The organism is Desulfurobacterium thermolithotrophum DSM 11699, assembly GCF_000191045.1.
Taxonomy (GTDB): domain Bacteria; phylum Aquificota; class Aquificia; order Desulfurobacteriales; family Desulfurobacteriaceae; genus Desulfurobacterium; species Desulfurobacterium thermolithotrophum.
Map to the genome: position 1 here is coordinate 1,353,554 of NC_015185.1, position 25,392 is coordinate 1,378,945.

The 25,392-nt window shown below is 34.8% G+C and carries 25 protein-coding genes; 21 read left to right on the top strand and 4 right to left on the bottom strand.

The features are described from left to right. Positions 1–14: 14 nt before the first annotated feature. From DESTER_RS06955 to DESTER_RS07055, 21 genes are all read left to right on the top strand, one after another. Positions 15–1,295, top strand: a complete 1,281-nt coding sequence (locus DESTER_RS06955) for a flippase (protein WP_013638939.1) — start codon at positions 15–17, stop codon at positions 1,293–1,295. After that, positions 1,288–2,436: a UDP-galactopyranose mutase gene (glf, locus tag DESTER_RS06960; RefSeq protein ID WP_013638940.1), complete on the top strand. Its 1,149-nt coding sequence runs from the start codon at positions 1,288–1,290 to the stop codon at positions 2,434–2,436. The genes DESTER_RS06955 and glf overlap by 8 nt, the downstream gene beginning before the upstream one ends. Next, positions 2,433–3,500: a hypothetical protein gene (locus DESTER_RS06965; RefSeq protein WP_013638941.1), complete on the top strand. Its 1,068-nt coding sequence runs from the start codon at positions 2,433–2,435 to the stop codon at positions 3,498–3,500. Before glf ends, DESTER_RS06965 begins: the two co-directional genes overlap by 4 nt. 2 nt (positions 3,501–3,502) lie before the next feature. After that, the gene (locus DESTER_RS06970) at positions 3,503–3,712 is read left to right on the top strand and encodes a hypothetical protein (RefSeq protein WP_013638942.1); all 210 of its coding nucleotides are present in this window, start codon (positions 3,503–3,505) and stop codon (positions 3,710–3,712) included. A gap of 57 nt (positions 3,713–3,769) precedes the next feature. After that, positions 3,770–4,000, top strand: a complete 231-nt coding sequence (locus DESTER_RS06975; RefSeq protein ID WP_013638943.1) for a type II toxin-antitoxin system HicB family antitoxin — start codon at positions 3,770–3,772, stop codon at positions 3,998–4,000. A gap of 16 nt (positions 4,001–4,016) precedes the next feature. Beyond that, on the top strand, positions 4,017–5,174 hold the full coding sequence (locus DESTER_RS06980; protein ID WP_013638944.1) for a glycosyltransferase family 2 protein: 1,158 nt from the start codon (positions 4,017–4,019) through the stop codon (positions 5,172–5,174). 100 nt (positions 5,175–5,274) lie between these two features. Further along, positions 5,275–6,384: a glycosyltransferase family 4 protein gene (locus DESTER_RS06985; protein WP_013638945.1), complete on the top strand. Its 1,110-nt coding sequence runs from the start codon at positions 5,275–5,277 to the stop codon at positions 6,382–6,384. A 24-nt stretch (positions 6,385–6,408) separates the two neighbouring features. Next, entirely contained in the window at positions 6,409–7,875 is a 1,467-nt protein-coding gene (locus DESTER_RS06990; RefSeq protein ID WP_013638946.1) for a mannose-1-phosphate guanylyltransferase/mannose-6-phosphate isomerase, read from the top strand. A gap of 354 nt (positions 7,876–8,229) precedes the next feature. After that, positions 8,230–8,448 (top strand): hypothetical protein, encoded by a 219-nt coding sequence (locus tag DESTER_RS06995; RefSeq protein WP_013638948.1) that lies wholly within the window; start codon positions 8,230–8,232, stop codon positions 8,446–8,448. After that, a complete protein-coding gene (locus tag DESTER_RS07000; protein ID WP_013638949.1) occupies positions 8,438–8,788 on the top strand; it encodes a hypothetical protein in 351 nt (116 codons plus the stop codon). Before DESTER_RS06995 ends, DESTER_RS07000 begins: the two co-directional genes overlap by 11 nt. A 148-nt stretch (positions 8,789–8,936) precedes the next feature. Then, a complete protein-coding gene (locus DESTER_RS07005) occupies positions 8,937–9,560 on the top strand; it encodes a hypothetical protein (protein WP_013638950.1) in 624 nt (207 codons plus the stop codon). 86 nt (positions 9,561–9,646) lie between these two features. Further along, the gene (gene rfbA, locus DESTER_RS07010) at positions 9,647–10,519 is read left to right on the top strand and encodes a glucose-1-phosphate thymidylyltransferase RfbA (protein ID WP_013638951.1); all 873 of its coding nucleotides are present in this window, start codon (positions 9,647–9,649) and stop codon (positions 10,517–10,519) included. A gap of 152 nt (positions 10,520–10,671) precedes the next feature. Beyond that, the gene (rfbC, locus tag DESTER_RS07015; protein ID WP_013638952.1) at positions 10,672–11,250 is read left to right on the top strand and encodes a dTDP-4-dehydrorhamnose 3,5-epimerase; all 579 of its coding nucleotides are present in this window, start codon (positions 10,672–10,674) and stop codon (positions 11,248–11,250) included. Next, positions 11,247–12,236: a dTDP-glucose 4,6-dehydratase gene (gene rfbB / locus DESTER_RS07020; RefSeq protein ID WP_013638953.1), complete on the top strand. Its 990-nt coding sequence runs from the start codon at positions 11,247–11,249 to the stop codon at positions 12,234–12,236. The genes rfbC and rfbB overlap by 4 nt, the downstream gene beginning before the upstream one ends. Positions 12,237–12,254: 18 nt before the next feature. Beyond that, the gene (locus DESTER_RS07025; protein ID WP_013638954.1) at positions 12,255–12,797 is read left to right on the top strand and encodes a Uma2 family endonuclease; all 543 of its coding nucleotides are present in this window, start codon (positions 12,255–12,257) and stop codon (positions 12,795–12,797) included. Further along, complete coding sequence (locus DESTER_RS07030) at positions 12,797–13,171, top strand: nucleotidyltransferase domain-containing protein (protein WP_013638955.1); 375 nt, start codon at positions 12,797–12,799, stop codon at positions 13,169–13,171. The genes DESTER_RS07025 and DESTER_RS07030 overlap by 1 nt, the downstream gene beginning before the upstream one ends. Further along, complete coding sequence (gene rfbD / locus DESTER_RS07035; protein WP_013638956.1) at positions 13,146–14,021, top strand: dTDP-4-dehydrorhamnose reductase; 876 nt, start codon at positions 13,146–13,148, stop codon at positions 14,019–14,021. Before DESTER_RS07030 ends, rfbD begins: the two co-directional genes overlap by 26 nt. A gap of 101 nt (positions 14,022–14,122) precedes the next feature. Continuing rightward, the gene (gene galE / locus DESTER_RS07040; RefSeq protein ID WP_013638957.1) at positions 14,123–15,106 is read left to right on the top strand and encodes a UDP-glucose 4-epimerase GalE; all 984 of its coding nucleotides are present in this window, start codon (positions 14,123–14,125) and stop codon (positions 15,104–15,106) included. Beyond that, positions 15,103–17,175: an oligosaccharyl transferase STT3 subunit gene (locus tag DESTER_RS07045; RefSeq protein WP_013638958.1), complete on the top strand. Its 2,073-nt coding sequence runs from the start codon at positions 15,103–15,105 to the stop codon at positions 17,173–17,175. The genes galE and DESTER_RS07045 overlap by 4 nt, the downstream gene beginning before the upstream one ends. Positions 17,176–17,184: 9 nt before the next feature. After that, entirely contained in the window at positions 17,185–18,702 is a 1,518-nt protein-coding gene (locus tag DESTER_RS07050) for a YifB family Mg chelatase-like AAA ATPase (RefSeq protein ID WP_013638959.1), read from the top strand. A 30-nt stretch (positions 18,703–18,732) separates the two neighbouring features. Next, positions 18,733–19,083 (top strand): hypothetical protein, encoded by a 351-nt coding sequence (locus DESTER_RS07055; protein ID WP_041737520.1) that lies wholly within the window; start codon positions 18,733–18,735, stop codon positions 19,081–19,083. Between the two features lie 512 nt (positions 19,084–19,595). Here DESTER_RS07055 and leuC read toward each other — a convergent pair. From leuC to ppdK, 4 genes are all read right to left on the bottom strand, one after another. After that, positions 19,596–20,870 (bottom strand): 3-isopropylmalate dehydratase large subunit, encoded by a 1,275-nt coding sequence (gene leuC, locus DESTER_RS07060; protein ID WP_013638961.1) that lies wholly within the window; start codon positions 20,868–20,870, stop codon positions 19,596–19,598. A gap of 48 nt (positions 20,871–20,918) precedes the next feature. Beyond that, entirely contained in the window at positions 20,919–21,695 is a 777-nt protein-coding gene (locus DESTER_RS07065; RefSeq protein WP_013638962.1) for a metal ABC transporter ATP-binding protein, read from the bottom strand. After that, positions 21,695–22,600 (bottom strand): thioredoxin domain-containing protein, encoded by a 906-nt coding sequence (locus DESTER_RS07070; protein WP_013638963.1) that lies wholly within the window; start codon positions 22,598–22,600, stop codon positions 21,695–21,697. The genes DESTER_RS07065 and DESTER_RS07070 overlap by 1 nt, the downstream gene beginning before the upstream one ends. Positions 22,601–22,692: 92 nt before the next feature. Next, the gene (gene ppdK / locus DESTER_RS07075; RefSeq protein ID WP_013638964.1) at positions 22,693–25,380 is read right to left on the bottom strand and encodes a pyruvate, phosphate dikinase; all 2,688 of its coding nucleotides are present in this window, start codon (positions 25,378–25,380) and stop codon (positions 22,693–22,695) included. Positions 25,381–25,392: the final 12 nt, after the last annotated feature.

Below are 25,392 nucleotides of genomic sequence, written 5' to 3' on the forward strand. Positions count from 1 at the left end.
TCCAGGAGAAAGGGTTGCTTTTAAACTGGAGGCTGGATTCGGATAAGAAAAGACTTTTAGAAAACTTTTTTTTTCTGTCAGTTCTTCAAGGAGCGAATTATATTCTTCCTTTAATTACTTTACCTTATCTTGTGAGGGTTTTAGGACCTGAAAAGTTTGGACTTATAGCGTTTGCACAGGCATTTATTCAATATTTTAATATTCTCACAGATTATGGCTTCAATCTATCAGCTACAAGGGAAATTTCTATACATCGGGAGAATAAAGAGAAGATTGCAGAAATTTTTAGTTCTGTAATGATTATAAAATTTGCTTTGCTTATTTTGTCTTTCATAATTATGACAATTATTGTTTTTTCTTTTGAAAAGTTTAGGAAGGATTGGTTGATTTATTACTTAACTTTTGGAATAGTTATTGGACAAGCTTTATTTCCTGTGTGGTTTTTTCAGGGAATGGAAAGGATGAAGTATATTACTATTTTAAATATTACTGCTAAATTGATTTTTACCGTTTCTATTTTTGTTTTTGTTCATGAAGTCTCAGATTATATTTATGTACCGTTATTGAATTCCTTAGGATTTTTGGTTACTGGAATACTAGCTTTGCGGATTGTCATTAAAGATTTTGGTTTTAACTTTAAAGTTCCATCTTTGATAGCCATAAAACGCCAATTAAAAGAGGGTTGGTATATATTTATTTCTACTGTCGCAATTAGCTTATATACAATTTCCAATACTTTTATCTTAGGTCTATTTACAAATAACACAATTGTTGGATATTATTCAGCTGCCGAGAAAATAGTAAAAGCAGTTCAAGGTTTGATAACTCCAGTTTCTCAAACAATTTATCCGTATATAAGTAAACTGATTAATAAATCAAAAGAAAGGGGACTTAAATTTATACAGAAAGTAACTTTCTTAATTGGAGGAATAAGTTTTCTTCTATCTGTAGGCATATTCATCTTTGCGGATTTAATTGTAAAATTTTTATTAGGGAATCAATATACAGAGTCTGTTGTTGTCTTAAAAATTTTGTCATTTCTACCGTTTATAATAGCCCTAAGCAATATATTTGGGATTCAAACTATGCTAAATTTTAATTATAAAAAAGCTTTCTCAAAGATTTTAGTGAGTGCAAGTATTATTAATATTTTGTTAGCTTTTGTTTTAGTTCCACTTTATCAACATGTTGGGATATCATTTGCTGTGTTAATATCTGAAATATTTGTTACAGTTTCTATGTTTGTGTATTTGCAAAAAAAAGGTATAAAAGTTTTGGAGGGAAAAATTGTTTGATTATATTGTAGTTGGTTCAGGTTTTGCTGGAAGTGTTATTGCAGAAAGAATAGCAAATGTTTTAAACAAAAAAGTTTTAGTAATAGAAAAAAGAACCCATATTGGGGGTAATTGTTATGACTATAGGACTAAAGAAGGAATAATTGTTCACAAATATGGCCCTCATTTGTTCCATACAAACTATAAGGAAGTTTTTGATTACCTTTCTGACTTTACAGATTGGCAAATTTATCGTCATAGAGTTTTAGCTTTTATAGATGGGAAGAAAGTTCCTATTCCATTCAACTTTAACTCAATTGAAATGCTATTCCCTAAAAGTTTAGCGGAAAAACTAATAAATAAATTGCTTTCTAAGTATTCTTACGGCTCTAAAGTTCCAATATTAGAGCTTAGAAAAGAAAATGACAAAGATTTAAAATTTTTAGCCGATTTTATATATAAAAAAGTGTTTAAAAACTACACAGCTAAACAATGGGGTAAGAAACCCGAAGAAATTGACCCTGAAGTTACCGCAAGGGTTCCAATCTTTATAGGTAGAGATGATAGATACTTTAACGATATATATCAAACTGTTCCAGTGGAAGGCTATACTAAAATCTTTGAGCGAATGCTTGCCTATCCAAACATAAAGTTAATGTTAAATACAGATTTTAGAGAAGTTATGAACATAGATTTAGAAACTAAGAAAATCTACTTTTTGGGGCAGGAATTTAAAGGAAAAGTAATATTTACAGGAATGATAGACCAACTTTTTGAATATAAGTTCGGTAAGCTTCCGTATCGTTCTCTTGATTTAAAGTTTGAAACTTTAGAAACAGAATACTTCCAGGAAGTAGCAACAGTTAATTATCCTAACGATTATGACTTTACAAGAATAACGGAATTTAAACATATTCATCCTATAAAAGTTAATAAGACGGTTATACTAAAGGAGTATCCTAAGGATTATAATCCTGAGAAAGATATACCTTATTATCCTGTATTTACAGAGGAAAATCAGGAGTTGTATTATAAATACAAAGAATTAGCTGAAAAGTTTGAGAATCTTATTTTGGTCGGAAGATTAGCAGAATATCGTTACTATGATATGGATGATGTGGTTAAAAGGGCACTGGAAGTCTTTGAGGAGAAAGTAAAATGAGTGTAAAAATTTACCCTAATACTAAAGTATATGTAGTTGCTCCTGCTAATACTGCAACTGGAGGACCAGAATTATTACAACAATTAGTATATCATCTAAGGAATAATTTAAATATTGATGCATACATATACTATGTACCATCTGATCTACCTGATCCAGTACATCCAGAATATAAACAATATAACAACCCTTATGTAAGAAAGATTGAGGACGAAAAAGAAAACTTATTAATTGTTCCTGAAGTGATAGGTGGTATAAGAGTTCTATCCAGATATTCAGAAATAAGAAAAGTGATTTGGTGGTTAAGTGTAGACAACTTTTATATATCGGCAATTTTGAAATCCAAAAGAGCTTTTTTCTTTAGGAGAGTAGTAAATAAGATATCAAAGTTAATTTTAAATAAGACTCTTTTTGATATAAATGAATTAACTTTGAAAAAAATAACTCATATGAACCTATTCAAATTTGATCAAGTAAGACAGGTAGATTTTCATTTAGCACAAAGCTATTATGCTATACATCACTTAGAAAGTAATGGTATTCCTAAAAACAAAATATTTTATTTGTCAGATTATCTAAATGAAAATTTTCTCAAAATTCAGACAGACTTACTTAAAAAAGAAAATATTGTTGTATACAATCCCAAAAAAGGTTTTTCTTTCACTAAGAAAATAATTAAGAATGCTCCAGGAATAAGATTTGTTCCTTTGGTTAATATGACCAGACAACAAGTGATAGAAACTCTTCAAAAAGCTAAGGTATATATAGACTTTGGAAATCACCCTGGTAAAGACAGAATTCCTCGAGAGGCTGCTATTTTAGGATGTTGTGTAATTACAGGAAAAAGAGGGTCTGCTAAATACTTTGAAGATGTTCCTATTTCCGAAGAATATAAATTTTATGATAAGGAAGAGAATATACCCAAGATTATTAATAAAATAAAAGACTGTTTTGAAAACTTTGAAGAAAGGTATAAGGATTTTAATTATTACCGAGAAGTTATAAAAAACGAACTCCAAAAATTTTTAGAAGATTTGAAAAGTATATTTAGACGGGAGGATTAAAAATGTGTAATAAAAATCAAATTATAGACTGGTTAAAAATTAATCACCCAGAATTAAGCTGGACAAGAGCTCCTGGAGATGAACCTCCGACGGGAGTAGATAGTTTATATATTAATAGGCAAGAAGGATACGAAATAGCCGATTTAATGTACAAGTTTTTTAAAAGTTGTTATATAAAATGTAATGATTCCAATCTTAAGAAAAAGTTATAGAAAAGGTGAAAAGGTCAAAAGAGAGGAACTACTTAAATTTTTACGGAGAGAATTTAATTGTTGAAAAGAAAGAAATTCGCACATAAATATAAACTCATTATTTATTGGAGTGACGAAGATGAAAGGTTTATTGTTGAAGTTCCAGAACTTCCGGGCTGTATGGCTGACGGTATAACCTACGAAGAAGCTGTAAAGAATGCTCAACAAGTAATAGATGAGTGGATTGAAACTGCCAGAGAACTTGGAAGAAAAATTCCTAAACCAAAGGGAAGACTGATATATGCTTAACGAGGAGCAAGGATAAGTGGATAAAACATATAAGAAGTATGACTTCCCAAAAGTTTATATCATCATTCTCAACTACAACGGTTGGGCTGATACGATTGAGTGTTTGGAGAGTGTATTACGAAACGATTATCCAAATTACCAAGTTATTGTTGTGGATAACAACTCTCCAAACGATTCTATGGAATATATAAAGAAGTGGGCAGAAGGAAAGTTAGATGTATGGGTAAAACCTGACCATCCTTTAAGACATCTTTCATTTCCTCCCGTTAAAAAACCTATTCCTTATGTTTACTATACCCGTGAAGAAGCTGAGAAAGGCGGCAATAGTGATTTGGAGAATAGTTTAATGGTTAATTTGTTAAATGGTAAGAAAAAAGGTAATCAACCATCAGACCAATTAACTAATCAACTATTTGACAATTTGTCCAATTTTCCATTCAACCAATCACCTATTCAGCCAGTTAACTATTCAACAAATTATCCACTAATTCTAATTCAGACTGGAGAAAATTTAGGATTTGCCGGTGGAAATAATGTAGGAATTCGATATGCTTTATCAAAAAATGATTTTAAATATGTTTGGTTATTGAATAATGATACTGTGATCGAGAAAGATTCTTTAGTATCTGTAGTAAGGTTTTCGCGCACAAATAACTTAGGTATAGCCGGTTCTGTGCTTTATTACTACGATAATCCTGAGAAAATTCAAGCTTATGGTGGACATATTAATAGATTTTTAGGTACAAGCTATCATATAGTGAAGAGAGAAGAGCTAAAGAAGAAACTTGATTATGTTGTAGGAGCTTCATTCTTAATAGATGAAAAACTGGTAAAAAGAATAGGATTATTGTCAGAAGATTACTTTTTATATTATGAAGAAACGGATTATTGTTTTCAAGCAAGACAAAAAGGATTTAAATTAGGTATAAGTTTAAATTCTAAAGTCTATCATAAAGAAGGAGGAACTTATAAGAAAAAACCGTTGTTTTTAAGGCAAATGATACATTTAAATAGGATTAAATTTTATAAAAAACATATAAATGCTTATTGGAACATAGGATTAATACCTACTAAAATCTGTTATTTTATAAATAATTTAAGACTAAAGGTCTTGGAAATAGTAGTTTTACTTAGTAGGAACCTAATATCTTCCCAAATAGATATTAGAAAATAGAAAAATGGAAAACAAAAATATATGTGCAAAGATAGACTATCTTTGCATAGTTTTATTTCTCAGGATTTGTGAGAAGATTTCTAAAGTACGAGTTTAACAGATGAAAATAGCGCTTGTTCATGATTGGCTTACAACTTTAGCAGGAGCGGAAAAGGTTTTGGAAGCTATCTATGAATTATACCCTTACTTTATTTATACCCTCGTAAAAGATGAAAAGAAACTCAAAGATTCTATTTTTGAAAAAGCTGATATTAGAACCTCTTTTATTCAGAAACTTCCTAAAGCTAAGACTAAATATAGAAACTACCTTCTGTTTTTTCCTTTAGCAATAGAACAGTTTAATTTATCTGAATATGATGTCATTATTTCTTCATCTCATGCTGTAGCAAAAGGAGTTTTAACTAATTCTAATCAGCTTCATATATGCTATTGTCATACACCTGTAAGGTATGCATGGGATTTATATCATGAATATTTGAAAAAATCGGGATTATCAAAGGGCATAAAAGCTGTTATAGCTAAGCTTATTCTGCATTACATAAGAATTTGGGATGCAACCACAAGTAATAGAGTAGATTATTTTATTGCAAATTCAAGATACATTGCAAAGAGAATCAAGAAAACTTATGGACGAGAATCAACGGTTATTTATCCACCCGTAAATGTTGATAAGTTTGAGGTTTATACGCAAAAGGAAGATTTCTATCTTACTGCTTCGAGAATGGTTCCTTACAAGAAAATAGATCTAATAGTAGAAGCTTTTTCCAAAATGCCAGATAAAAAACTTGTTGTTATTGGTGATGGTCCGGATTTTGAAAAAATAAAGAAAAAGGCTGGAAAGAATGTAGAACTTTTAGGTTATCAGCCGTTTGAAGTGTTAAAGGATTATATGCAGAGAGCAAAAGCGTTTATATTTGCAGCTGAAGAAGATTTTGGAATAGTACCTGTTGAGGCTCAAGCTTGTGGTACACCCGTTATTGCCTATGGTAAAGGAGGAGTAACTGAAACAGTCATTAACGGAAAAACAGGAATATTTTTTAGAACACAAACTGTAGAAAGTTTGATTGAGGCCATTAAAAATTTTGAGCGAAGAGAAGATATATTTGATCCTTTGGAAATAAGAAAGAATTCTGAAAAATTTAGTAAAGAAAGGTTTAAGAAAGAATTCAAGGAATTTGTAGATAAGAAAATAGAAGAATTCTTTGGTTAGTTAATATATATTGGAGGAAAGTTAATGAAAGCAGTTATTTTAGCAGGTGGGAGTGGTACAAGGCTTTTTCCGCTGTCAAGAAAGAAATATCCTAAGCAATTTTTAAAAATCGGTGATAAAAAATCTTTGATTCAAAAAACTGTTGAAAGAAGTTTGCTTACTGTTAATCCAGAAGATTTAATCATAATAACCAATAAAGACTACCAATTCCACATCAGAAACCAACTTTCAGAACTATTTGCCAATTTAACCATTAAACCATTCAACCATTCAGCTAATCAACCATTCAACCTAATCCTCGAACCTATAGGAAGAAACACTGCTCCAGCAATAGCGTTGGCAGCAAAGTTTGCGCTTGAAAAGCTAAAAGTCCATGAAGATGAGGTTTTGTTTGTATCTCCCTCTGATCATATTATTTCACCTATAGAAAAGTTTGCTGAATATATGAAAAAAGCTGAAAAAATAGCAAAAGAAGGATATATCGTAACTTTTGGTATTAGACCTACAAAACCAGAAACCGGTTATGGATATATAGAAAGTGATAGTGTTAGTGTTGGTGATAGTATAAGGGCTTATATAGTGAGGCAATTCCACGAAAAACCCGATTTAGAAACGGCTAAGGAGTATTTAGCAAAAGGAAATTACTACTGGAACAGTGGAATGTTTGCTTTTACTATAAGAACAATTTTTGAAGAATTTAAGAAACATGCACCTGAAATTTATGAAAAAGTAGAAAATAGGACATTTGATGAAGTTTTGGAGAACTTTGAATCCATGCCAGATATTTCTATAGATTACGCTGTAATGGAAAAAACGGATAAAGCTGTTGTTTTGCCACTTGACATAATCTGGTCAGATGTAGGCTCATGGGATGCTTTTTATGAAGTGATGGAGAAAGATGAAAATGGAAATGTAAAAGTTGGCAATGTTATTGATATTGATACAAAAGATTCTTTGATTTTAGGTAACAAAAGAGTTGTTTCTACTATTGGAATTGAAAACTTAATGATTGTTGAAACAGATGATGTTTTATTAATCGCAAAAAAAGGAGAGGGTCAAAAGGTTAGAGAAGTTGTAAGGAAGTTAAAAGAGAATAAGGATTTTAAGCATTTAACAGAATTTCATACAACAGTTTATCGTCCATGGGGTAGTTATACAGAGCTTGAAAAAGGAGATAGATACAGAATAAAAAGGATTACTGTAAAGCCAGGGGAAGCTTTAAGTTTGCAGCTTCATTATCATAGAAGTGAGCATTGGATAGTAGTAAAGGGGACTGCAAAAGTTGTATTGGAAGATGAAAAGGGTGAACTTAAAGAGTTCTTTATTCATGAAAATGAAAGTATTTATGTTCCAAAAACAAAAAAGCATAGGCTTATTAATCCTGGAAAAGTGCCGTTAGAGATAATAGAAGTTCAGGTAGGGGAATATGTTGAAGAAGATGATATAGTTAGGTTTGATGATAGGTATTGTAGAGAGATAGAAAGTGGTTGAATAGTTAAATGGTTAAATAGGTGAATGGATGAATCGAGATGATGGATAAAATAGTTGTTTATCTAATAGTCATTTTGGCAATTGTTATAACTCTGTATGCTTTAGCTACACCGATTTTTGAATATGGCAAGAAGAGATCTTGAATGTGGAAGGCTAAAGGTAAAGGGCAAAAGGGAAGCGGTGAAGGGTGAACAGTGAAGGGTGAAGGATGAAGTGGTTGAATGAGGGAATGGTTGGATAGGTAAATAGGGGAATAGTTGAATGGGGGGATAGTGGAAAGGTGAGTTGCGGAGGTAGGAGAGGGAGAGTATATTGGAAAAGTGAAGGATAACAGGTTTTTTGCTGGAGGTGTTAATGTATCTGGCTGTAAGAGGAAAATATAAAAAAGGAAAAATTGAACTATTAGAAAAATTAGAAGGGATAGAAGAAGCTGATGTGCTTGTTGTGGTTTTTAAGAAAATAGAGGAAGAAGATTTGACTGAAGAGATATTGGAAGCACTGGAGGAAGTTAAACTTATGAGAAAGGGAATACTACCGGAACGTACATGGAGAGAAGTAAGAGATGGGATTTAAGATAGTCCCAACAACTATTTTTATAAAAAAAATTAAGAAACTAAAGAAAAAATACCCTCGTATTCTTGCCGATTTAGATACACTGGTATCGACTCTTGAGAAAGATCCAAGAAAAGGGATTCACATAGGAAAATCTTTGTACAAAATCCGTCTTAAATCTTCTGATTTAAACAAGGGAAAATCAGGTTCTTTTAGGGTTATTTATTATGTGGTTTTTGAAGATGGAACGGTATATCTTTTGACTATTTATTTTAAAGGGAAAAGGGGAAACATTGCCTGGAAAGAAATCGAAGAATTACTTAAAGAATTAGAAAGGGAAGCGGTGAATGGTGAACGGTGAAGGGTGAAATGGAGAATGGTTAATTGGTTGAATTGGTGAATAGTTGAATAGGTAAATAGGGGAATAGTTGAATGGGAGAATGGGGGAATAGGGAAAAGGTGAGTTGCAGGAGTGGAAGATTGACCAACAGGCTTTTGTAGGAGGAGTAATGGCAACGGCGGTTAAAGCTGAAAAAAAGAAGAGAAGAAAAAGTATTCCAAAAGTTCTCATATATGAGATGAGAAAGGGGAGTCCTATTTACTATAGGGACTACGATAAGGTGCTATCGGGGGAAAAGCAGCTGGAGGAAATAATGGGTAGTAGCGGTTTGCAAAGCTGGTTAATAGAGCTTATTATATGGTTCCTTCATCAAAAACTAAGTAGAAAAAAATATCAAATCCTATCCAATGAGGTCAGCTATAAATTTGTACCAAGGAGTTGGTATAACATTGATGTAGGAATATGGGAAAAAGAAAAAGTAAGACCTTATCTTGAAAAAGATAAATTGATTACTGTGGCACCAAAAGTTGTAATAGAAATAGATACAAAGGCTGACCTTAGAAAGTTTACCACTCCTCAGGACTACTTTCACCGAAAAACACAAGATCTTTTGGACCATGGCGTGGAGAGGGTAATCTGGATATTCACAAAAGATAAAAAGATATGGATAGCGGAAAAAGGGAAACCCTGGCTTATTGTTGATTGGGATTATGAGATTCCCGTTTTAGAAGGAATATCTTTTAACCTTAAAGAACTCATGAAAGAAGATGAAGAACAAATTGAAGATAGTTGAATAGTTGAATGGGGGAATGGGTGAATAGTTAAATTGATAGAGTAAATTGAAAAAGTAAAAAAATTAAATTTTGCGAGAGAAAGGAAATGAAAGCGGTTATCTTAGCTGGCGGGAGTGGTACAAGACTTTATCCGGTTACACAAGCTGTAAATAAGCATTTTCTTCCTATATACAATAAGCCTATGATCTACTATCCTTTATCCTTAGTAATGCTTCTTGGGATTAGAGATGTTCTTTTTATTGTTAATCCTACCGATTTAGAAGATTTTCAAAAACTATTTGGGAATGGTTCAAAGCTTGGAATGAATATAGAGTACCAAATCCAGGAAAAGCCTAATGGATTGGCAGAAGGGCTCTTGTTAGCAAAAGAGTTTATAGGGGATGATAATATCTGCTACATGTTAGGGGATAATGTTTTCTTTGGACATGATCTTGTAAAGATTATGGTTGAAGCAAAAAGGGAGATTGAAGAAAGCGGTGGGGCTTACGTTTTTGGTTATTATGTAAAGGATCCTGAAAGGTTTGGAATTGTTGAATTTGACGAAAACGGAAATGTAAAGTCGATAGAGGAAAAACCTAAAAAACCTAAATCCAATTTTGCCGTTGTAGGTATGTATTTTTATGACAATGAAGCTGTGGAGATAGCGAAAAACGTAAAACCGTCTGATAGGGGAGAGTTAGAGATAACTTCTGTTAACGAGGAGTATTTAAAACGTGGAAAATTAAAGGTGAAACTTTTAGGGAGAGGATTTGCATGGTTTGATGCAGGAACTCATGATAGTTTTTTAGAGGCTGGTGAGTTTGTAGCAACGATTGAAAAGAAAACAGGACTTATGATTGGATGTATAGAGGAAATTGCCTATAGAAATGGGTGGATAGATAGAGAGCAACTTTTAAAACTTGCGTATCCTCTTAGGAAAACCGATTATGGGAAGTATTTGATGGAGTTGGGAGGTTAGTTGAATAGGGGAATAGATAAATGGTTAAATAGGAAAATGGATAAATGGGAGAGTTTAAAAATCCCATTTAACTACTTAACCAATTGACCATTTAACCAATTAACCATTCAACTATTTATCTACTTAATGATTAAACTAAACAAGGAGAAAGGATGCCGTTTGAGTTTATAAGAACTGAAATACCAGAAGTAGTTATTGTAAAGCCAAAAGTGTTTGGTGACGAAAGAGGTTTTTTTATGGAAACTTACAAAAAGTCTGATTTTGAGAAGGCTGGGATTGATACCGATTTTGTTCAGGATAATCATTCAAAATCTGTAAAAGGGGTATTGCGAGGGCTTCACTATCAGCTTGAACCAAAAGCTCAAGGAAAACTTGTAAGGTGTATAAAGGGAAAAGTTTTTGACGTTGCGGTTGATATAAGAAAGGGGAGTCCAACATTTGGAAAGTGGGTAGGAGTTGAACTTTCATCAGAAAACAAACTAATGCTTTGGATACCGAAAGGTTTTGCCCATGGTTTTTTGACTCTTTCAGAGGAAGCTGAAATTATTTATAAGGTTTCAGGTAGTGAATATTCACCAGAGCACGATAGAAGTATAAGGTGGAACGATCCGGATATAGGCATAGAGTGGCCACTGGATGGAGAGCCTATCCTTTCTGAGAAGGATAAGTTAGCTCCGTTTTTAAAGGATGCAGAGATAAATTTTGTGTATAAAACAACGGAGGTCAAATGAAATTAGTTGTTACCGGTGGAGCAGGATTTATAGGAAGTGAATTTGTAAGACAGGCAGTAGAGAAAGGTTTAGAAACGGTTGTTGTTGATAAGCTTACGTATGCAGGAGACTTAGAAAGATTAAAAGAAGTAGAAAATAAAATCAGTTTTTACAAGGCAGATATAACTAATAGAGAGTTTATAGAACACATATTTAAAGCAGAAAAACCTGATGTTGTTGTTCACTGGGCAGCAGAAAGCCACGTGGATAGAAGTATTTTAGATGCTACTCCATTTATTGAAACAAACGTGAAAGGAACACAAATCCTCCTGGATGTAGCAAAAGAAACTGGTGTAAATCTCTTTGTAAATATTGCAACGGATGAAGTTTATGGAGAACTTGGAGAAGATGGACAGTTTTATGAAGATACGCCTCTTAATCCGAATTCTCCCTATTCTGTAAGTAAGGCTTCTGCTGACATGCTTGGAAGAGCTTATTATAGAACTTATGGATTACCGGTAATAACTGTTCGTCCTTCTAATAATTACGGTTACTGGCAGTATCCTGAAAAACTGATTCCCGTGGTTATCCTGAAGGCTTTAAACAATGAACCTATTCCCATCTATGGAACAGGTGAAAACCGTAGAGAGTGGCTTTTTGTTTCTGACTGCGCAGAAGCAGTGTTTGAAATTATAGAAAAAGGGAAACCTGGAGAAATCTATAACGTTGGTAGTGGAGAAGAGAGAAGAAATATAGATGTAGTCAAGTCAATACTGCAAATACTAAACAAACCTGAAGATTTGATAACCTTTGTAAAAGATAGACCAGGACATGACTTTAGATATTCTCTTAATACAGAGAAGATAGAAAAAGAGCTCAGCTGGAAAGCCAAAGTAAAGTTTGAAGAGGGAATAGAGAAAACGGTAAAATGGTATCTTAAGAATCTTGATTGGGCTAAAAGAAAAGCAGAAGAACTTCATGATTACTGGAAAAAGGTTTATCGTTAATTAAAGGTGAGGGGTTTGATGGGATTGGCAGAAAAGTATCTTCCACGATACACATTTGAAGATTACAGGAAGTGGAAAGGGGATTGGGAGCTCATAGAAGGCATTCCTTATGCAATGGCTCCTTCCCCCTTTGGAGTTCACCAGCAGGTTTTGATGGAAATAGGAAGACAGATCCTTAATCAGGTGAAGAGATGTAAAAATCTCTGCTACGTTTACCCTGAACTTGACTGGATAATAGACGAGGAAACCGTCTTAAGGCCTGACCTCATAGTAACCTGTAAAAAGGTGGAAAAATATCTTAAGGAAACTCCCGAAGTTGTTTTTGAGATTGTTTCAAAGTCAACAGCTCAAAAAGACGAACAACTTAAATTTTTGATATACGAAAGGGAAAAAGTGGACTTTTATGTTCTTGTCTATCCCAGCATTAAGAAGTTAAGAGTGTTCTCTCTTAAAAATGAGAAGTTTGAAAAGATATTTGAAGGAGATGAAGGGTCTTTTAAATTTACGCTGAAAAACGGATGTAGTTTCACACTCGAAATAGGAGAGCTTTTTAGAGAATAATGAAGCTTAGAGCGTACACTCCCGACGATTATATGAAAATCGTTGGAAGAGCTATTGAGAAAGCAGTTAACAAGAGCTGTTTAATAATCTTTTTCGGTTCAATTTTAACCGATAAATTTTCCAGAACATCTGACATAGACGTTGGAGTTTTTTGCGGAGCTCCTTTAACTCCTAAGGAATATGTTAGTGTACTTGAGGAGATCGAAAAGGCTCCTATTTTGCGTGAAGTGGATCTGGTTGATCTTGCAAAAGTTGATGATGAAAGATTTTTATCTTCGATTCTGGAAAGGGGTAAGATTTGGAAAAGTTCGAGAGATCTCTTTCAAAGTTGGAGGGACTTAAAGGAAAATGAGATACCTCATTTTTGGTGCTAAGGGACAGCTTGGAAGGGAATTTGTTAAGTGGTTAAGTGGGGGATTGGTTGAATCGTTGAAAGGGAAAACAGTGGAATGGATAGGTGTAGGGAGAGAAGAGTGTGATATTTCGGATTTAAATCAAGTTTTAGAGCTCTTTGAAAGTACAAAACCGAATGTTGTTGTCAACTGTGCAGCCTATAATCTTGTAGATAAAGCTGAAGAAGATTATGTAAGTGCAGTGAAAGTAAATAGTGTTGGTGTTAGGAATCTGGCTTTTGCGTGTAATAGATATAGAGCTTTCTTGGTACACTACAGCACCGATTACGTATTTGACGGAAAGAAGGAAAATGCTCTATATATAGAGGATGATAAACCAAATCCTCTAAATGAATACGGAAAGAGCAAACTGATAGGTGAGGAGTTTATAAAGGAAGAAATAGACAACTTTTTAATCCTTAGGGTTAGCTGGGTTTACGGTGAAGGTAGGCAAAACTTTATCTATAAACTTCTAAAGTGGGCAGAAAATAATGACTATTTAAAAATTTCTTACGATGAAATATCTGTTCCAACATCTACAAGGACAATTGTTGATGTAACTTTAAAAGCATTAAAAGAAGGTTTAGAAGGTTTATACCATTTAACAAACTCTGGTTATGCTTCTCGCTACGAATGGGCAAAAAAAGTTTTCAAGATAAAAAAAGTTAACAAGTTCATATATCCAGTTTCCAGCGAAATATTTAACTTACCTGCTAAAAGACCAAAGTTTTCTGCTATGAGCAATGAAAAAGTCTCACAGGAATTGAACATAGAGATTCCAAGTTGGGAAGAAGAGTTGGTTGATTGGTTAAATAGAAGAATGGAAGAATAGGGGAATAGTTGATTAGGCCCTATTTAACCAATTAACAATTTAACCATTCAACTAATCAACCAATTAGCCATTTAACTATTTAACTAACAAGGAGACTCCAGATGAAAATACTTGTCACTGGTGGAGCGGGTTACATAGGAAGTCATGTTGTTAAAGCGTTGGGAGAAAAAGGATATAAAGTTTTAGTTGTTGATAATCTTTCTAAGGGACACAAAGAAGCTGTTTTATACGGTAAATTGGTTGTTGCTGATTTAGAAGATAAAAACACCTTAGATGTTATTTTCAAAGAATTTAGGCCAGATGCAGTTATGCACTTTGCTGCATTCATAGAAGTTGCACAGTCGCTTAGAGAACCTTTAAAGTACTACAAAAATAATACGGTTAACACAATAAACCTTCTTGAAGTCATGTTAAAAAATGGCGTGAATAAATTTATCTTTTCTTCTACCGCTGCAGTTTACGGAAATCCAGAAAAGGTTCCCATTCCAGAAATAGAACCTATAAAACCTATAAATCCTTACGGACAGTCAAAAGCTTTTGTTGAAAAAGTCCTTCAAGACTTTGATAAATCTTACGGCTTGAAATATGTATCTTTGAGATACTTTAACGCTGCAGGGGCTGATCCAGAAGGAAGAATAGGAGAAAGTCATGATCCAGAAACACATTTAATACCATTAATACTTAAAACAGCAAAAGGAGAAAAAGAAAGTATAAAGATTTTTGGAACGGATTATCCTACTCCTGATGGAACTTGCATAAGAGACTACATCCATGTAGATGATCTTGCAGAAGCTCATATTTTAGCGCTTGAATACTTACTAAATGGAGGAAGTAGCGAAGTTTTCAACTGCGGTTATGGACACGGATTTTCTGTAAGAGAAGTCATAGATACAGCAAGAAAAGTTACCGGTATAGACTTTAAAGTTGAAGAAACAGAAAGAAGACCGGGTGATCCTGCGATTCTTGTTGCAGATAGTTCAAAATTAAGGAAAGTTTTGGACTGGAAGCCAAAGTTTGATGATTTAGAATATATAATTCGTACTGCGTGGAATTGGGAAAGGAGAAGGGAAAGAGGTCAGGAGTGAAAAAGAGTGAGCTTGGAAAATTAATTTTATTGTTAGTATCAATTATCATTCCTATAACTATTGGGCTTTATGTAAGATTTGATGATTTAAGAGTGTGGGAAAAGTATAAAAATCAATTTTATTATGAAGATCGTCCGCTTTTTACAAGTTATGATGCCTTTTTCTTTGCCCGCTATGGAAAAGAGTACTTAAATGGTAGCTATAATGCTGGAGAAAGAGATCCTTTAAGATTTGTTCCAGATAACTATTTAACAAATAATGTGACCTATCCTTCTCCTATACCTATGGAAAGCTATTTTGGAGCTCAGCTTGCAAAAGCAGGGGATACTTATATAGAAAACGTTTCCCTTTGGTTGACACCTGTTTTGAGCGTTCTTTTTGTCATTCCTTTAGTTTTTTATTTTTATAGAATTGGGCTGCCTATAGCAGGCTTTGGTGGAGCCCTCTTAGGTGTAGTTTCTCTTTTGTATCTTGTAAGAACTTCAATAGCAAGGTTTGACACCGATTCTCTAAATCTTTTCTTTCCATTTGCAATTGCTTTCTTCCTTTTAAGGTCATTTCACTCTAAGGGGAAACTAAAGTACTTAGACTTAGCGATAGCAGGTATTTTATCGCAAGCTTACTGCTGGTGGTATGCTCACCCTGGACTGATGCTTGTTATTCTATTTATTTATGCTGCAGGACTATTTTTCTTTGACAAAAGAAGTAGCTTAAAACAAAAAGCTTTGTATTTTCTAACGGTTCTTATCTTTTCTAATCCAATTTTTGTTTTTAATGGTGTTTTCAACATTGTAGGACTAGTGAAAGTTTACTTGATAAACTACTTTAAGCCTGATGTTAGTGGTGGCTTTCCTAATGTGTTTATGTCAATAAGTGAAGCTAAGCATTTTGATATTACAAAGATTGCTCAGCTTTCTACTGGAAATAGTGTAGTTTTTGGGATCGGTTTTGCGGGAGCTCTCCTTCTATTTATAAAAAAGTTTAAAGAAACCTTTCTGTTACTTCCAATTTTTCTGATAGGAATTATGGCATTAAAAGGTGGAAACCGCTTTGCAATGTATCTTTCTCCATTTATTGGTGTAGGGATTGGATATTTTCTTGACTTTCTAATTTCTTACCTTAGAACAAAGAAAGATATTACTCACTATAAGATCTATGCAGTTAGACTTTTATCTATCTTCTTACTGACTGGAATTTTTGTCTATATAAATAAACCGTCTTTTGCTTTTGTTGCAAAGCCTAAGATAACACCAGAGCTTGAAAGAGACTTTATAAAACTTGAAAGTTTAACTCCAGAAAATAGCTGGATATGGACGTGGTGGGATTACGGCACTGCTATAGAGTACTTAGCTGGAAGAGCTGTATTTCACGACGGTCAAAGTCAGGGTTCTCCTAAAACCTACTTTGTGGCAACTTCTTTTTCTACATCTAATCCAAAAGTTGCTCATAATGTTATTTTGGGTATTTCTAACATAGGTACAAAAGGGATAAATGAACTTTTGAAAGAAGGAAAAAAACCGGAAGAGATTAGAAACCTAATCTTTTCAGGAACTTTTTCAAAGCCTGTAAATAATCCTATCTACTGGGCATTTACAGGAGATGAAATAGGTAAGTTTGCATGGATAAACTACTTTGGAACCTGGGACTTTGACTTAAAAAAAGGAATAAAATCTCCTATTTATCAGTTATCCGGTTGTAGAAGTTTAAGACCGCAAATTCTTGTGTGTAGTGGATTAATAATAGACCTTAACAAAGGAGAAATAATTCAGAATAAGAGAGCTATTTCTCTTAAAAAATTGGTGATCAAAAATGAAAAGAAATTAGTAGAAAAGGACTATCATTCAAAAGGACTTTATCTTGAAATAGTGGAAAAAAATAAGAAAGGTTTTCTATTCCTCATGGCTGAACAGCCTTTTAAATCAATGTTTAATCAAATGTACATTCTAAGAAATTTTGATAAAAAGTATTTTGAACTTGTCTATGATGATTTTCCAACAATGGTTCTTTATAGAGTGAAAAGTGATAGTGATAACACCAACACTAACACTAACACCAACACTAATAACTAAGGAGCCACTATGGTTTTTACTGTTAGAAGTTTTGCAGTGGTGGGGGTTGATGGAGTTGAAGTAAAAGTTGAAGTAGATGCCGGGAGGGGACTGCCGGGAACAGTAATTGTTGGACTTCCCGATTCTGCCGTTAAGGAAAGTAAAGAAAGAGTAAAAGCTGCGATTGTGAATTCAGGCTATCCTTTTCCGACGAAGAAAATAGTTGTAAATCTTGCACCTGCGGATGTCAAAAAGGAAGGGACTCTTTACGACCTTCCTATAGCACTCGGGATTCTCGGTTCTGCTAACTTGGTTTTTCCGGAAAAGTTAAATGATTACATAATAGCGGGAGAGCTCGGGCTAAAAGGAGAGGTTGGACGGATAAAAGGAATTTTATCTGCTGCTATCTTAGCAAAAGAAAAAGGTTTTAAAGGAATTATTGTTCCTGAAGGTAACGTTGAAGAAGCTACATTAATAGATGGAATTGAAGTAATTCCTGTAAAGAATCTTGTTGAAGTAGTTTCTTTCTTAAATGGAGACCTTGAAATAGAACCTGCAGGAAAAAAGGAAATTGATACAAAGTATGAGTTTGAAGTTGATATGTCTGATATCGTTGGGCAATATCAGGCAAAAAGAGCTCTCGAAATAGCAGCAGCCGGGCATCACAACCTTTTTATGATAGGTCCACCAGGCTCTGGAAAAACAATGCTTGCAAGAAGACTTCCCACGATTATGCCTCCAATGAGTGAGGAAGAAATAGTAGAAACAACAAAAATCTATAGTGTTGCAGGACTTTTTTCTGAAATTCCTGTAGTAAAGAGACCGTTTAGAGCTCCTCACTCAGGAGCTTCTGAAGTTGCTCTTATAGGTGGGGGAGCTTCTCTAAAACCAGGGGAAGTAAGTTTATCTCATAATGGAGTTTTATTCCTTGATGAAATGGCAGAATTTAAACGTTCGGCGTTGGAAGCTTTAAGACAGCCCTTAGAAGACGGTTTTGTAACTATTTCAAGAGCTTCAGGAACTGTTACCTTCCCTGCAAATTTTAGTCTGGTAGCGGCTTCCAATCCCTGTCCCTGCGGTTTCAGAGGGTTTGAAGATGAAAATCACTACTGCAAATGCTCTCCTTCACAGGTAAAGAAGTACCTTGGAAAAATCTCGGGTCCCATTATGGACAGAATAGACATCCACATTACGGTTCCTGCCGTAAAGCCGGAAGAGCTAAAAAATAAGAAGACCGGAGAAACCTCAGAAAAGATAAGAGAAAGGGTTATAAGTGCTCACGAAATTCAGAAAAGACGTTTCGAGGATTTAAAGATAAACTTTAACTCCCAGATGGGGAGAAGAGAAATTTTACAATTTTGTAAATTAGAAGGAGAAGCAGAAGAGCTCCTAAATAGCGCTGTAAAAACTCTCGGACTGTCTGCAAGAGCTTACGGCAGAGTTTTAAAACTTTCCCGAACCATTGCTGATTTATCAGGAAGTGATTTGATTACAAGAGTTCACATAGCAGAGGCATTAAGTTATAGACCCGTTGATTTAGTTAATTAGTTTAACTATTTAACCATATATGGGGATACGTTGAAAAGATTAGCGATGGCACTATTTCTGTTTACTTTCTCCTATGGCAATGCTTTTGCTGGGACAGGGTGGTTTCGTATAGAGAAGGGACACTCTCTCTATTTTAAGCCTTTTGTTGACGTTAAGCTCCAAAAAGATGTAATGGTGCTTTTTGTTACCAGTAAAGGGAAAATTTACAGAGGAAAGTGTAGAGAGAAAACAATAAAAGACGCTTGCTCAATAACACCCAGAAAAAGATTTCGAGATAATACTGAAAGCATTCGTTATATAATTTTAAGACTTAAAAAATTTTACGCACCTGAAGTTATAAAAACGGGGGTTGTAGATAATTTAAATGTCAAGGATAGATAGTTGTTAAAGTATGTTGCTTTGTAGATCAAAGGAAATCTATAACTAGTTTTACAGCTTTTGTTTTTCTTAAGTTCAAGAGATTTTTGTACATGTGAACTACCTACGACTAAAGTCGCAGGCTTCGTGGAGGTTTGCACGCTTCTTGCGTGCCTTACTCCACAGGCGGGTTCACGCCGCCTCTACTCCTATCCCTGCAAAAAGCAGAGATTCGGAGATACCTTCTATCTCGCTCCAGTCCCCACCCCACGCCTGCACAAAGCAGACGGACCGTCTACTGGAGCCTCTTTCCCGGCCTATTCAGTTGTTCAAAGACCTTGCGGTAGGTGTTCACCTACCGCTCCTTTCACCACCCTTAGCTGGTTTTCAACTCCTTCTGGAGTCGGTGGTGAAAGTAACCACTTTAATTTTACCACAACACCCCTTCAGGGTGTCGGGCTGTATCCCTGCTTTGAAAAGCGGGGTTTTAGCCCGTGTTTTTTCTATAAAAAGGGGAGGATAAACTCCCCTTTATTTTAATTTTCAGAACCAACAACTTCATCTGGATGTGCAATTCTACCAAAGACAGCAGAAGCAGCAGCAACTGCTGGAGATGCAAGATAAACTTCACTTTCTGGATGTCCCATTCTTCCAACAAAGTTCCTGTTAGTTGTAGCAACTGCTCTTTCACCTTTTGCAAGAATTCCCATGTGTCCACCAAGACATGGACCACAGGTTGGTGTTGAAACGACACATTCAGCCTCTATAAAGATATCTATAAGTCCTTCCTTCATAGCTTGTCTGTAGATTTCCTGAGTTGCAGGAATAACAATACATCTAACATTTGGATTCACTTTCTTACCTTTAAGTATTTGCGCTGCAATTCTGAGATCGCTGATTCTTCCGTTTGTACAAGAACCTATAACAACTTGATCAATCGTTACATGAGTTGCTTCTGTAACAGGCCTTGTATTTGATGGAAGATATGGGAATGCAACTTGAGGTTCTATCTTTGAAACATCTATTTCGTAAACTTCTGAGTATTCGGCATCAGGATCAGATTTATATAGTTTATAAGGTCTTTTTGCTCTGCCCTTTACGTACTCAAGAGTCTTTTCGTCTGGTTCGATGATTCCATTCTTCGCTCCAGCTTCAATTGCCATGTTGCAGATTGTGAATCTATCGTCCATTGGAAGATCTCTTATGGCTTCTCCAGTGTGTTCCATTGTCTTATAAAGAGCTCCATCAACTCCAATCATTCCAATTACATAAAGAATTAAATCCTTACCGCTTACCCACTTTTGACGCTTTCCGTAGTAAATGAATTTCATCTGCTCAGGAACTTTAAACCAAACTTCTCCTGTAAGCCATGCATAAGCCATGTCTGTGGAACCGACTCCTGTTGAAAAAGCACCGAGAGCTCCATAAGTACATGTATGAGAATCTGCGCCAATTACAACATCTCCAGGTACAACTACTCCTTGCTCTGGAAGAAGAGCATGTTCGATTCCCACTCTTCCTTCAGACCAAAAGTGTTTAATGTTGAACTCCTTTGCAAAATCTCTCATCATTTTCACTTGTTCTGCAGCTTTTATATCTTTCGCGGGGACAAAGTGGTCTGGAACAAGAGCAATTCTTTCTCTGTCCCACACGTCTTTAGCACCAAGAGCTTTAATTTGCTTTATTGCAATAGGAGCTGTAACGTCATTTGCAAGAGCAATGTCAACTTTACACATTATCAATTCACCAGGATATACCTCTTTTTTTCCAGCGTGGTCTGCAAGAATTTTTTGAGTAATCGTCATTCCCATCGCTATTACTCCTTTGAAAAATTTTGATTAAAAATTATAACAGTAAAGTTAAATGTGCTTATCGCCTACTAAAAAAATAGGACCATATTTTGTTTCAGCAATTCTTACATCTATTTCGTAAATTTCTGAAAGAAGATCTTCATTTAAAATATCCTCTTTATTTCCTATGAAGTACTTGTTATAACCAATAAGGATTACTTTTTCTATATAATCCCAGACAAAATTTAAATCATGTGTAACCATACATATTCCAAATCCGTTTTTCTTATGAAGATCATCTATAAGTTTAAGAATTCTTTTACTGCTTTTTAAATCAACTCCTGTCGTTGGTTCATCCAAAAATATGTAGTGGGGATTATTAACAAGAGCTCTCGCTATAAGAACTTTTCTTTGTTGTCCTCCTGAAAGGGAGTTAAATTGTTTATTTGCTATTTTATCTATTCCTAAAAGCTTCATCCAACAAAGAGCAATCTCTTTTTCTCTGTCTGTTATTCTCTGAAACCTTCCAAATCTTGGGAAAAAACCTGATAGAACAACATCAAAAGCTGTAGCAGGAAAGTGATGTGAATAGTTTTCCATTTGAGGAACGTAACTTAAAAATTTTCTTTCTTCGCATCTTTTCGTACAATCCACACCGTGAATGTAAACTTTCCCTGATATTGGTGGAACTATCCCTAATATAGTCTTCATAAGAGTACTTTTACCAACACCATTAGGACCAACAACAACCCAGAACTCTCCTTCAGCCATATGAAAGGAAAGCCCTTTAACAAGAGGTTTTCCATACCCTATTGTTAAATTTTCAACTCTAACTCCCTCCAACATCACTTCATCTTTAGAACTTCTTCAAATGGTTTAAAACCTACAAAAACATAACCTTTATCTTTTTCTGTAGGTGGAATGTAGATAATAGTTGGAGTCGCATGAATATTGTAAGAAAGAAGTTCTTTTTGAAGTTTTTTATAAAACTTTTCAAGTTCTTCTCTTTCTTTCTTAGGAATCTTGCTGTATTTCTCATTTACTTCTTTAGAAAAAACATTATCAAATTTTAAAAAGTTTCCCTCTCCCTTAGAAAACATATCAGTCATAGCCTCTTTCATTCCCTCTTTCCTAGCCATTTGGGTAAAGTAAACAAAACCTTTTATAGACTTTTCTCCATGAACAGGAAGAGGAATTAAATGAATCTGAAGATCAAGCTCCTTTAGTTTTTCTCCAGCTACCTTCTTAAAGTGGTTAAAACAGAAAGGACAATAAACGTCCCAAACTACATAAATCTTATTCTTTCCATTTCCTAAAATATGAGGAATATTTTCTTTATTTAGTTCTTCTTCTATCTTCTTAAGCCAGGAAAGATCTTGCTTTAACGGGATTACACTTTCTTTAGGTTTAACTTGACTTAAAACGACATTTTTTCCTTCCTGTTTTAATTCAAATAGATCAAGAACAAGATATCTATTATCTTTTGATAGCCATAAGTATTTTTTAATTACTCTGCTATTTTTTTTATCAATCAACGTAACTTCGAAAGTTCTTAGACCTTCAACTGGAGAATCTTTTAATTCTTTTACTTCCTTTACTTCTATTCCTTTAGCAGCAAGAGGTTTTAAAATTGCTTTAATAGTTGCTTCTTCTTTCTGTATTTCTTTTTTTTCGCTTTTTAACTCTTTTTCCTGAACAGCAGAACACGAACAGAAAAAAGACAAAGCAAGAAAAGCTGTAAGAAGTCTCATTTTAACCTCCCGGCACTCAATTTTACTTAAATTCTATACAAAAATAAAAAAAGGGGGCAGGAGCCCCCTTCGTAAGTAATAAAAATTTCTATTTAAAGCTCTCCCCTCATTTGTCTTATCTTAGCCTGAGCAGCAGCGAGTCTTGCAATTGGTACTCTAAATGGTGAAGGGCTAACGTATTTAACTCCTACTTTTTGGAAAAAGTTTATAGACCTTGGATCTCCTCCATGTTCACCACAAATTCCAGTTTTCATATTAGGTCTTACCTTGTTTCCTTTTTCAACTGCAAGTTTTATAAGTTGACCTACACCGTTTTCATCTATGTGCATGAATGGATCACCTTTAAGAATTCCAAGTTCCACATACTTGCCTATAAACTTACCAGAATCGTCCCTTGATAGACCGAAGGTCATCTGTGTTAAGTCGTTTGTTCCAAATGAGAAGTATTCAGCGTATTTAGCAAGTTGATCAGCAATCAAAGCTGCTCTTGGAACTTCAACCATTGTTCCAACTTGGTATTGAACTTTGATACCTATTTCGTTAAAGACTTCTTCAGCAACTTTGTCTATAAGCTTTTTAAGCTCCTCAAGTTCTTTATCATCGGCAATTAGAGGAAGCATAATTTCTGGGAGAACTTCTATACCTTCTTTCTTGCAGTAACACGCAGCTTCAAGAATAGCTCTTGCTTGCATTTCATAAATTTCAGGATAAGCTATTCCAAGTCTTGAACCTCTAAGTCCGAGCATTGGATTAACTTCATGGAGTTCTTCGGCCCTTCTCTTAATCTCTTCTACAGGAAGTCCCATCTCTTTTGCGGTTCTTTCAAACTCTTCTTCTGTTCTTGGAAGGAATTCATGTAGCGGTGGATCAAGAAGTCTTATGTTTACAGGTAGTCCATTCATTACCTTGAAAATTGCGATAAAGTCCTCTCTTTGCATTGGAAGAAGCTTAGAAAGAGCTCTCTTTCTCTCTTCTTCTGTTTTAGCTAAGATCATCTCACGAACAACAGGAATCCTTTCTTCTTTAAAGAACATGTGCTCTGTTCTACAAAGTCCTATACCTTCTGCACCAAATTCTCTTCCTTGCTTTGCATCTTCCGGAGTATCAGCGTTTACTCTTACCTGAAGATCTCTTATTTCATCTGCCCACTTCATAAGTTCTTTAAATTCACCTGAAATTTGTGCAGGGATTGTCTTTATTTCTCCAAGGAAAACTTCACCAGTAGCACCATCAATTGTAATAACATCTCCTTTCTTAACTACAACATCTCCTACTCTAAACTCTTCATTTTCATAGTCTACATGAATGGATTCAGCTCCAACAATACATGTCTTACCCATACCTCTTGCAACAACCGCAGCGTGTGATGTCATACCACCACGAGATGTGAGGATACCTTGAGCTGCATGCATTCCATGAATATCCTCTGGAGATGTTTCATGTCTTACAAGAATTACTTTCTTTCCTTTCTCGGCAAGTTCTACAGCTTCATCAGCAGAGAAAACAACCATTCCAGAAACTGCCCCAGGAGCTGCTGGAAGTCCCTTTGTTATAAGTCTTCCTTCAGCTATAGCCTTCTTTCTATCTTCTTCATCAATCATTGGGTGAAGAAGCTGGTTGATCATTAAAGGATCAACTCTAAGTATAGCTTCTTCCTTTGATATTAATCCTTCTTTCACCATATCTACTGCAATCTTAACAGCAGCTCTTGCAGTCCTCTTTCCTGTTCTTGTTTGAAGCATCCATAGTCTACCGTTTTCTATTGTAAACTCAATATCTTGCATATCTCTGTAGTGTTTTTCAAGAACTTCTCTAATTTTTTCAAGCTGCTTATAGACTTCAGGGAATTCTTCTTCAAGAGATGTTTGATCCGAAGATGTCTTTTGAACCTTTGTAAGAGGTTGTGGAGTTCTTATTCCAGCAACTACGTCTTCACCTTGAGCATTTTTGAGATACTCTCCATAGAAGACGTTTTCGCCTGTGGAAGGATTTCTTGTAAATGCAACTCCAGTTCCAGAAGTTTCTCCCATATTTCCAAATACCATTGCAACAATGTTTACAGCAGTTCCATAGTCCTTAGGAATATTGTTTATCTCTCTATACTTTATAGCTCTTGGATTATTCCAAGAATCAAATACTGCCTTTATAGCCATTCTAAGTTGTTCATAAGGATCTTGTGGAAAATTTTTACCCGTTTCTTTCTTAACAAGCTCTTTGTATTGCTTTACAAGATCTTTAAGATCTTCAGCCGTTAAATCGACATCTGCTTCTGCTCCAACTTCTTCTTTTTTCTTCTCAAGTAAAGCCTCAAACTTGTCATGAGGAATTCCCATAACAACGTTGCCAAACATTTGAATAAAACGTCTATAAGAGTCCCACGCAAACCTTTCATTACCTGTAGAGTTTGCCAATCCCTTGACAGTTTCGTCGTTAAGACCAAGGTTTAAAATAGTATCCATCATTCCTGGCATTGAAACAGGAGCTCCAGATCTTACAGAAACAAGAAGAGGATTTTCCTTAGAACCAAACTTTTTCCCTATCTCCTCTTCTATCTTTGCAAGTCCTTCGAGGACTTGCTTCCACATCCCTTCAGGAAACTGACATCCCTTTTCAAAGTACTCTTTACAAACTTCAGTTGTTATAGTTATTCCTGGAGGTACTGGTAAACCTAAGTTTGTCATTTCAGCAAGGTTTGCTCCCTTGCCACCAAGAAGCAACTTCATATCAGCTTTTCCTTCAGCTTTTCCACCACCAAAGTAGTAAACCATTTTTTTTGACATCTTCCTGCCCCC

Excerpts from the sequence above, each read along its gene's own strand:
- DESTER_RS06965 (WP_013638941.1), top strand. The coding sequence starts at position 2,433 with ATGAGTGTAAAAATTTACCCTAATACTAAAGTATATGTAGTTGCTCCT.
- DESTER_RS06970 (WP_013638942.1), top strand. The coding sequence starts at position 3,503 with ATGTGTAATAAAAATCAAATTATAGACTGGTTAAAAATTAATCACCCA.
- DESTER_RS06985 (WP_013638945.1), top strand. The coding sequence starts at position 5,275 with ATGAAAATAGCGCTTGTTCATGATTGGCTTACAACTTTAGCAGGAGCG.
- DESTER_RS06990 (WP_013638946.1), top strand. The coding sequence starts at position 6,409 with ATGAAAGCAGTTATTTTAGCAGGTGGGAGTGGTACAAGGCTTTTTCCG.
- DESTER_RS06995 (WP_013638948.1), top strand. The coding sequence starts at position 8,230 with ATGTATCTGGCTGTAAGAGGAAAATATAAAAAAGGAAAAATTGAACTA.
- DESTER_RS07000 (WP_013638949.1), top strand. The coding sequence starts at position 8,438 with ATGGGATTTAAGATAGTCCCAACAACTATTTTTATAAAAAAAATTAAG.
- DESTER_RS07005 (WP_013638950.1), top strand. The coding sequence starts at position 8,937 with ATGGCAACGGCGGTTAAAGCTGAAAAAAAGAAGAGAAGAAAAAGTATT.
- rfbA (WP_013638951.1), top strand. The coding sequence starts at position 9,647 with ATGAAAGCGGTTATCTTAGCTGGCGGGAGTGGTACAAGACTTTATCCG.
- rfbC (WP_013638952.1), top strand. The coding sequence starts at position 10,672 with ATGCCGTTTGAGTTTATAAGAACTGAAATACCAGAAGTAGTTATTGTA.
- rfbB (WP_013638953.1), top strand. The coding sequence starts at position 11,247 with ATGAAATTAGTTGTTACCGGTGGAGCAGGATTTATAGGAAGTGAATTT.
- DESTER_RS07025 (WP_013638954.1), top strand. The coding sequence starts at position 12,255 with ATGGGATTGGCAGAAAAGTATCTTCCACGATACACATTTGAAGATTAC.
- DESTER_RS07030 (WP_013638955.1), top strand. The coding sequence starts at position 12,797 with ATGAAGCTTAGAGCGTACACTCCCGACGATTATATGAAAATCGTTGGA.
- rfbD (WP_013638956.1), top strand. The coding sequence starts at position 13,146 with ATGAGATACCTCATTTTTGGTGCTAAGGGACAGCTTGGAAGGGAATTT.
- galE (WP_013638957.1), top strand. The coding sequence starts at position 14,123 with ATGAAAATACTTGTCACTGGTGGAGCGGGTTACATAGGAAGTCATGTT.
- DESTER_RS07050 (WP_013638959.1), top strand. The coding sequence starts at position 17,185 with ATGGTTTTTACTGTTAGAAGTTTTGCAGTGGTGGGGGTTGATGGAGTT.
- leuC (WP_013638961.1), bottom strand. The coding sequence starts at position 20,870 with ATGGGAATGACGATTACTCAAAAAATTCTTGCAGACCACGCTGGAAAA.
- DESTER_RS07065 (WP_013638962.1), bottom strand. The coding sequence starts at position 21,695 with ATGTTGGAGGGAGTTAGAGTTGAAAATTTAACAATAGGGTATGGAAAA.
- DESTER_RS07070 (WP_013638963.1), bottom strand. The coding sequence starts at position 22,600 with ATGAGACTTCTTACAGCTTTTCTTGCTTTGTCTTTTTTCTGTTCGTGT.
- ppdK (WP_013638964.1), bottom strand. The coding sequence starts at position 25,380 with ATGTCAAAAAAAATGGTTTACTACTTTGGTGGTGGAAAAGCTGAAGGA.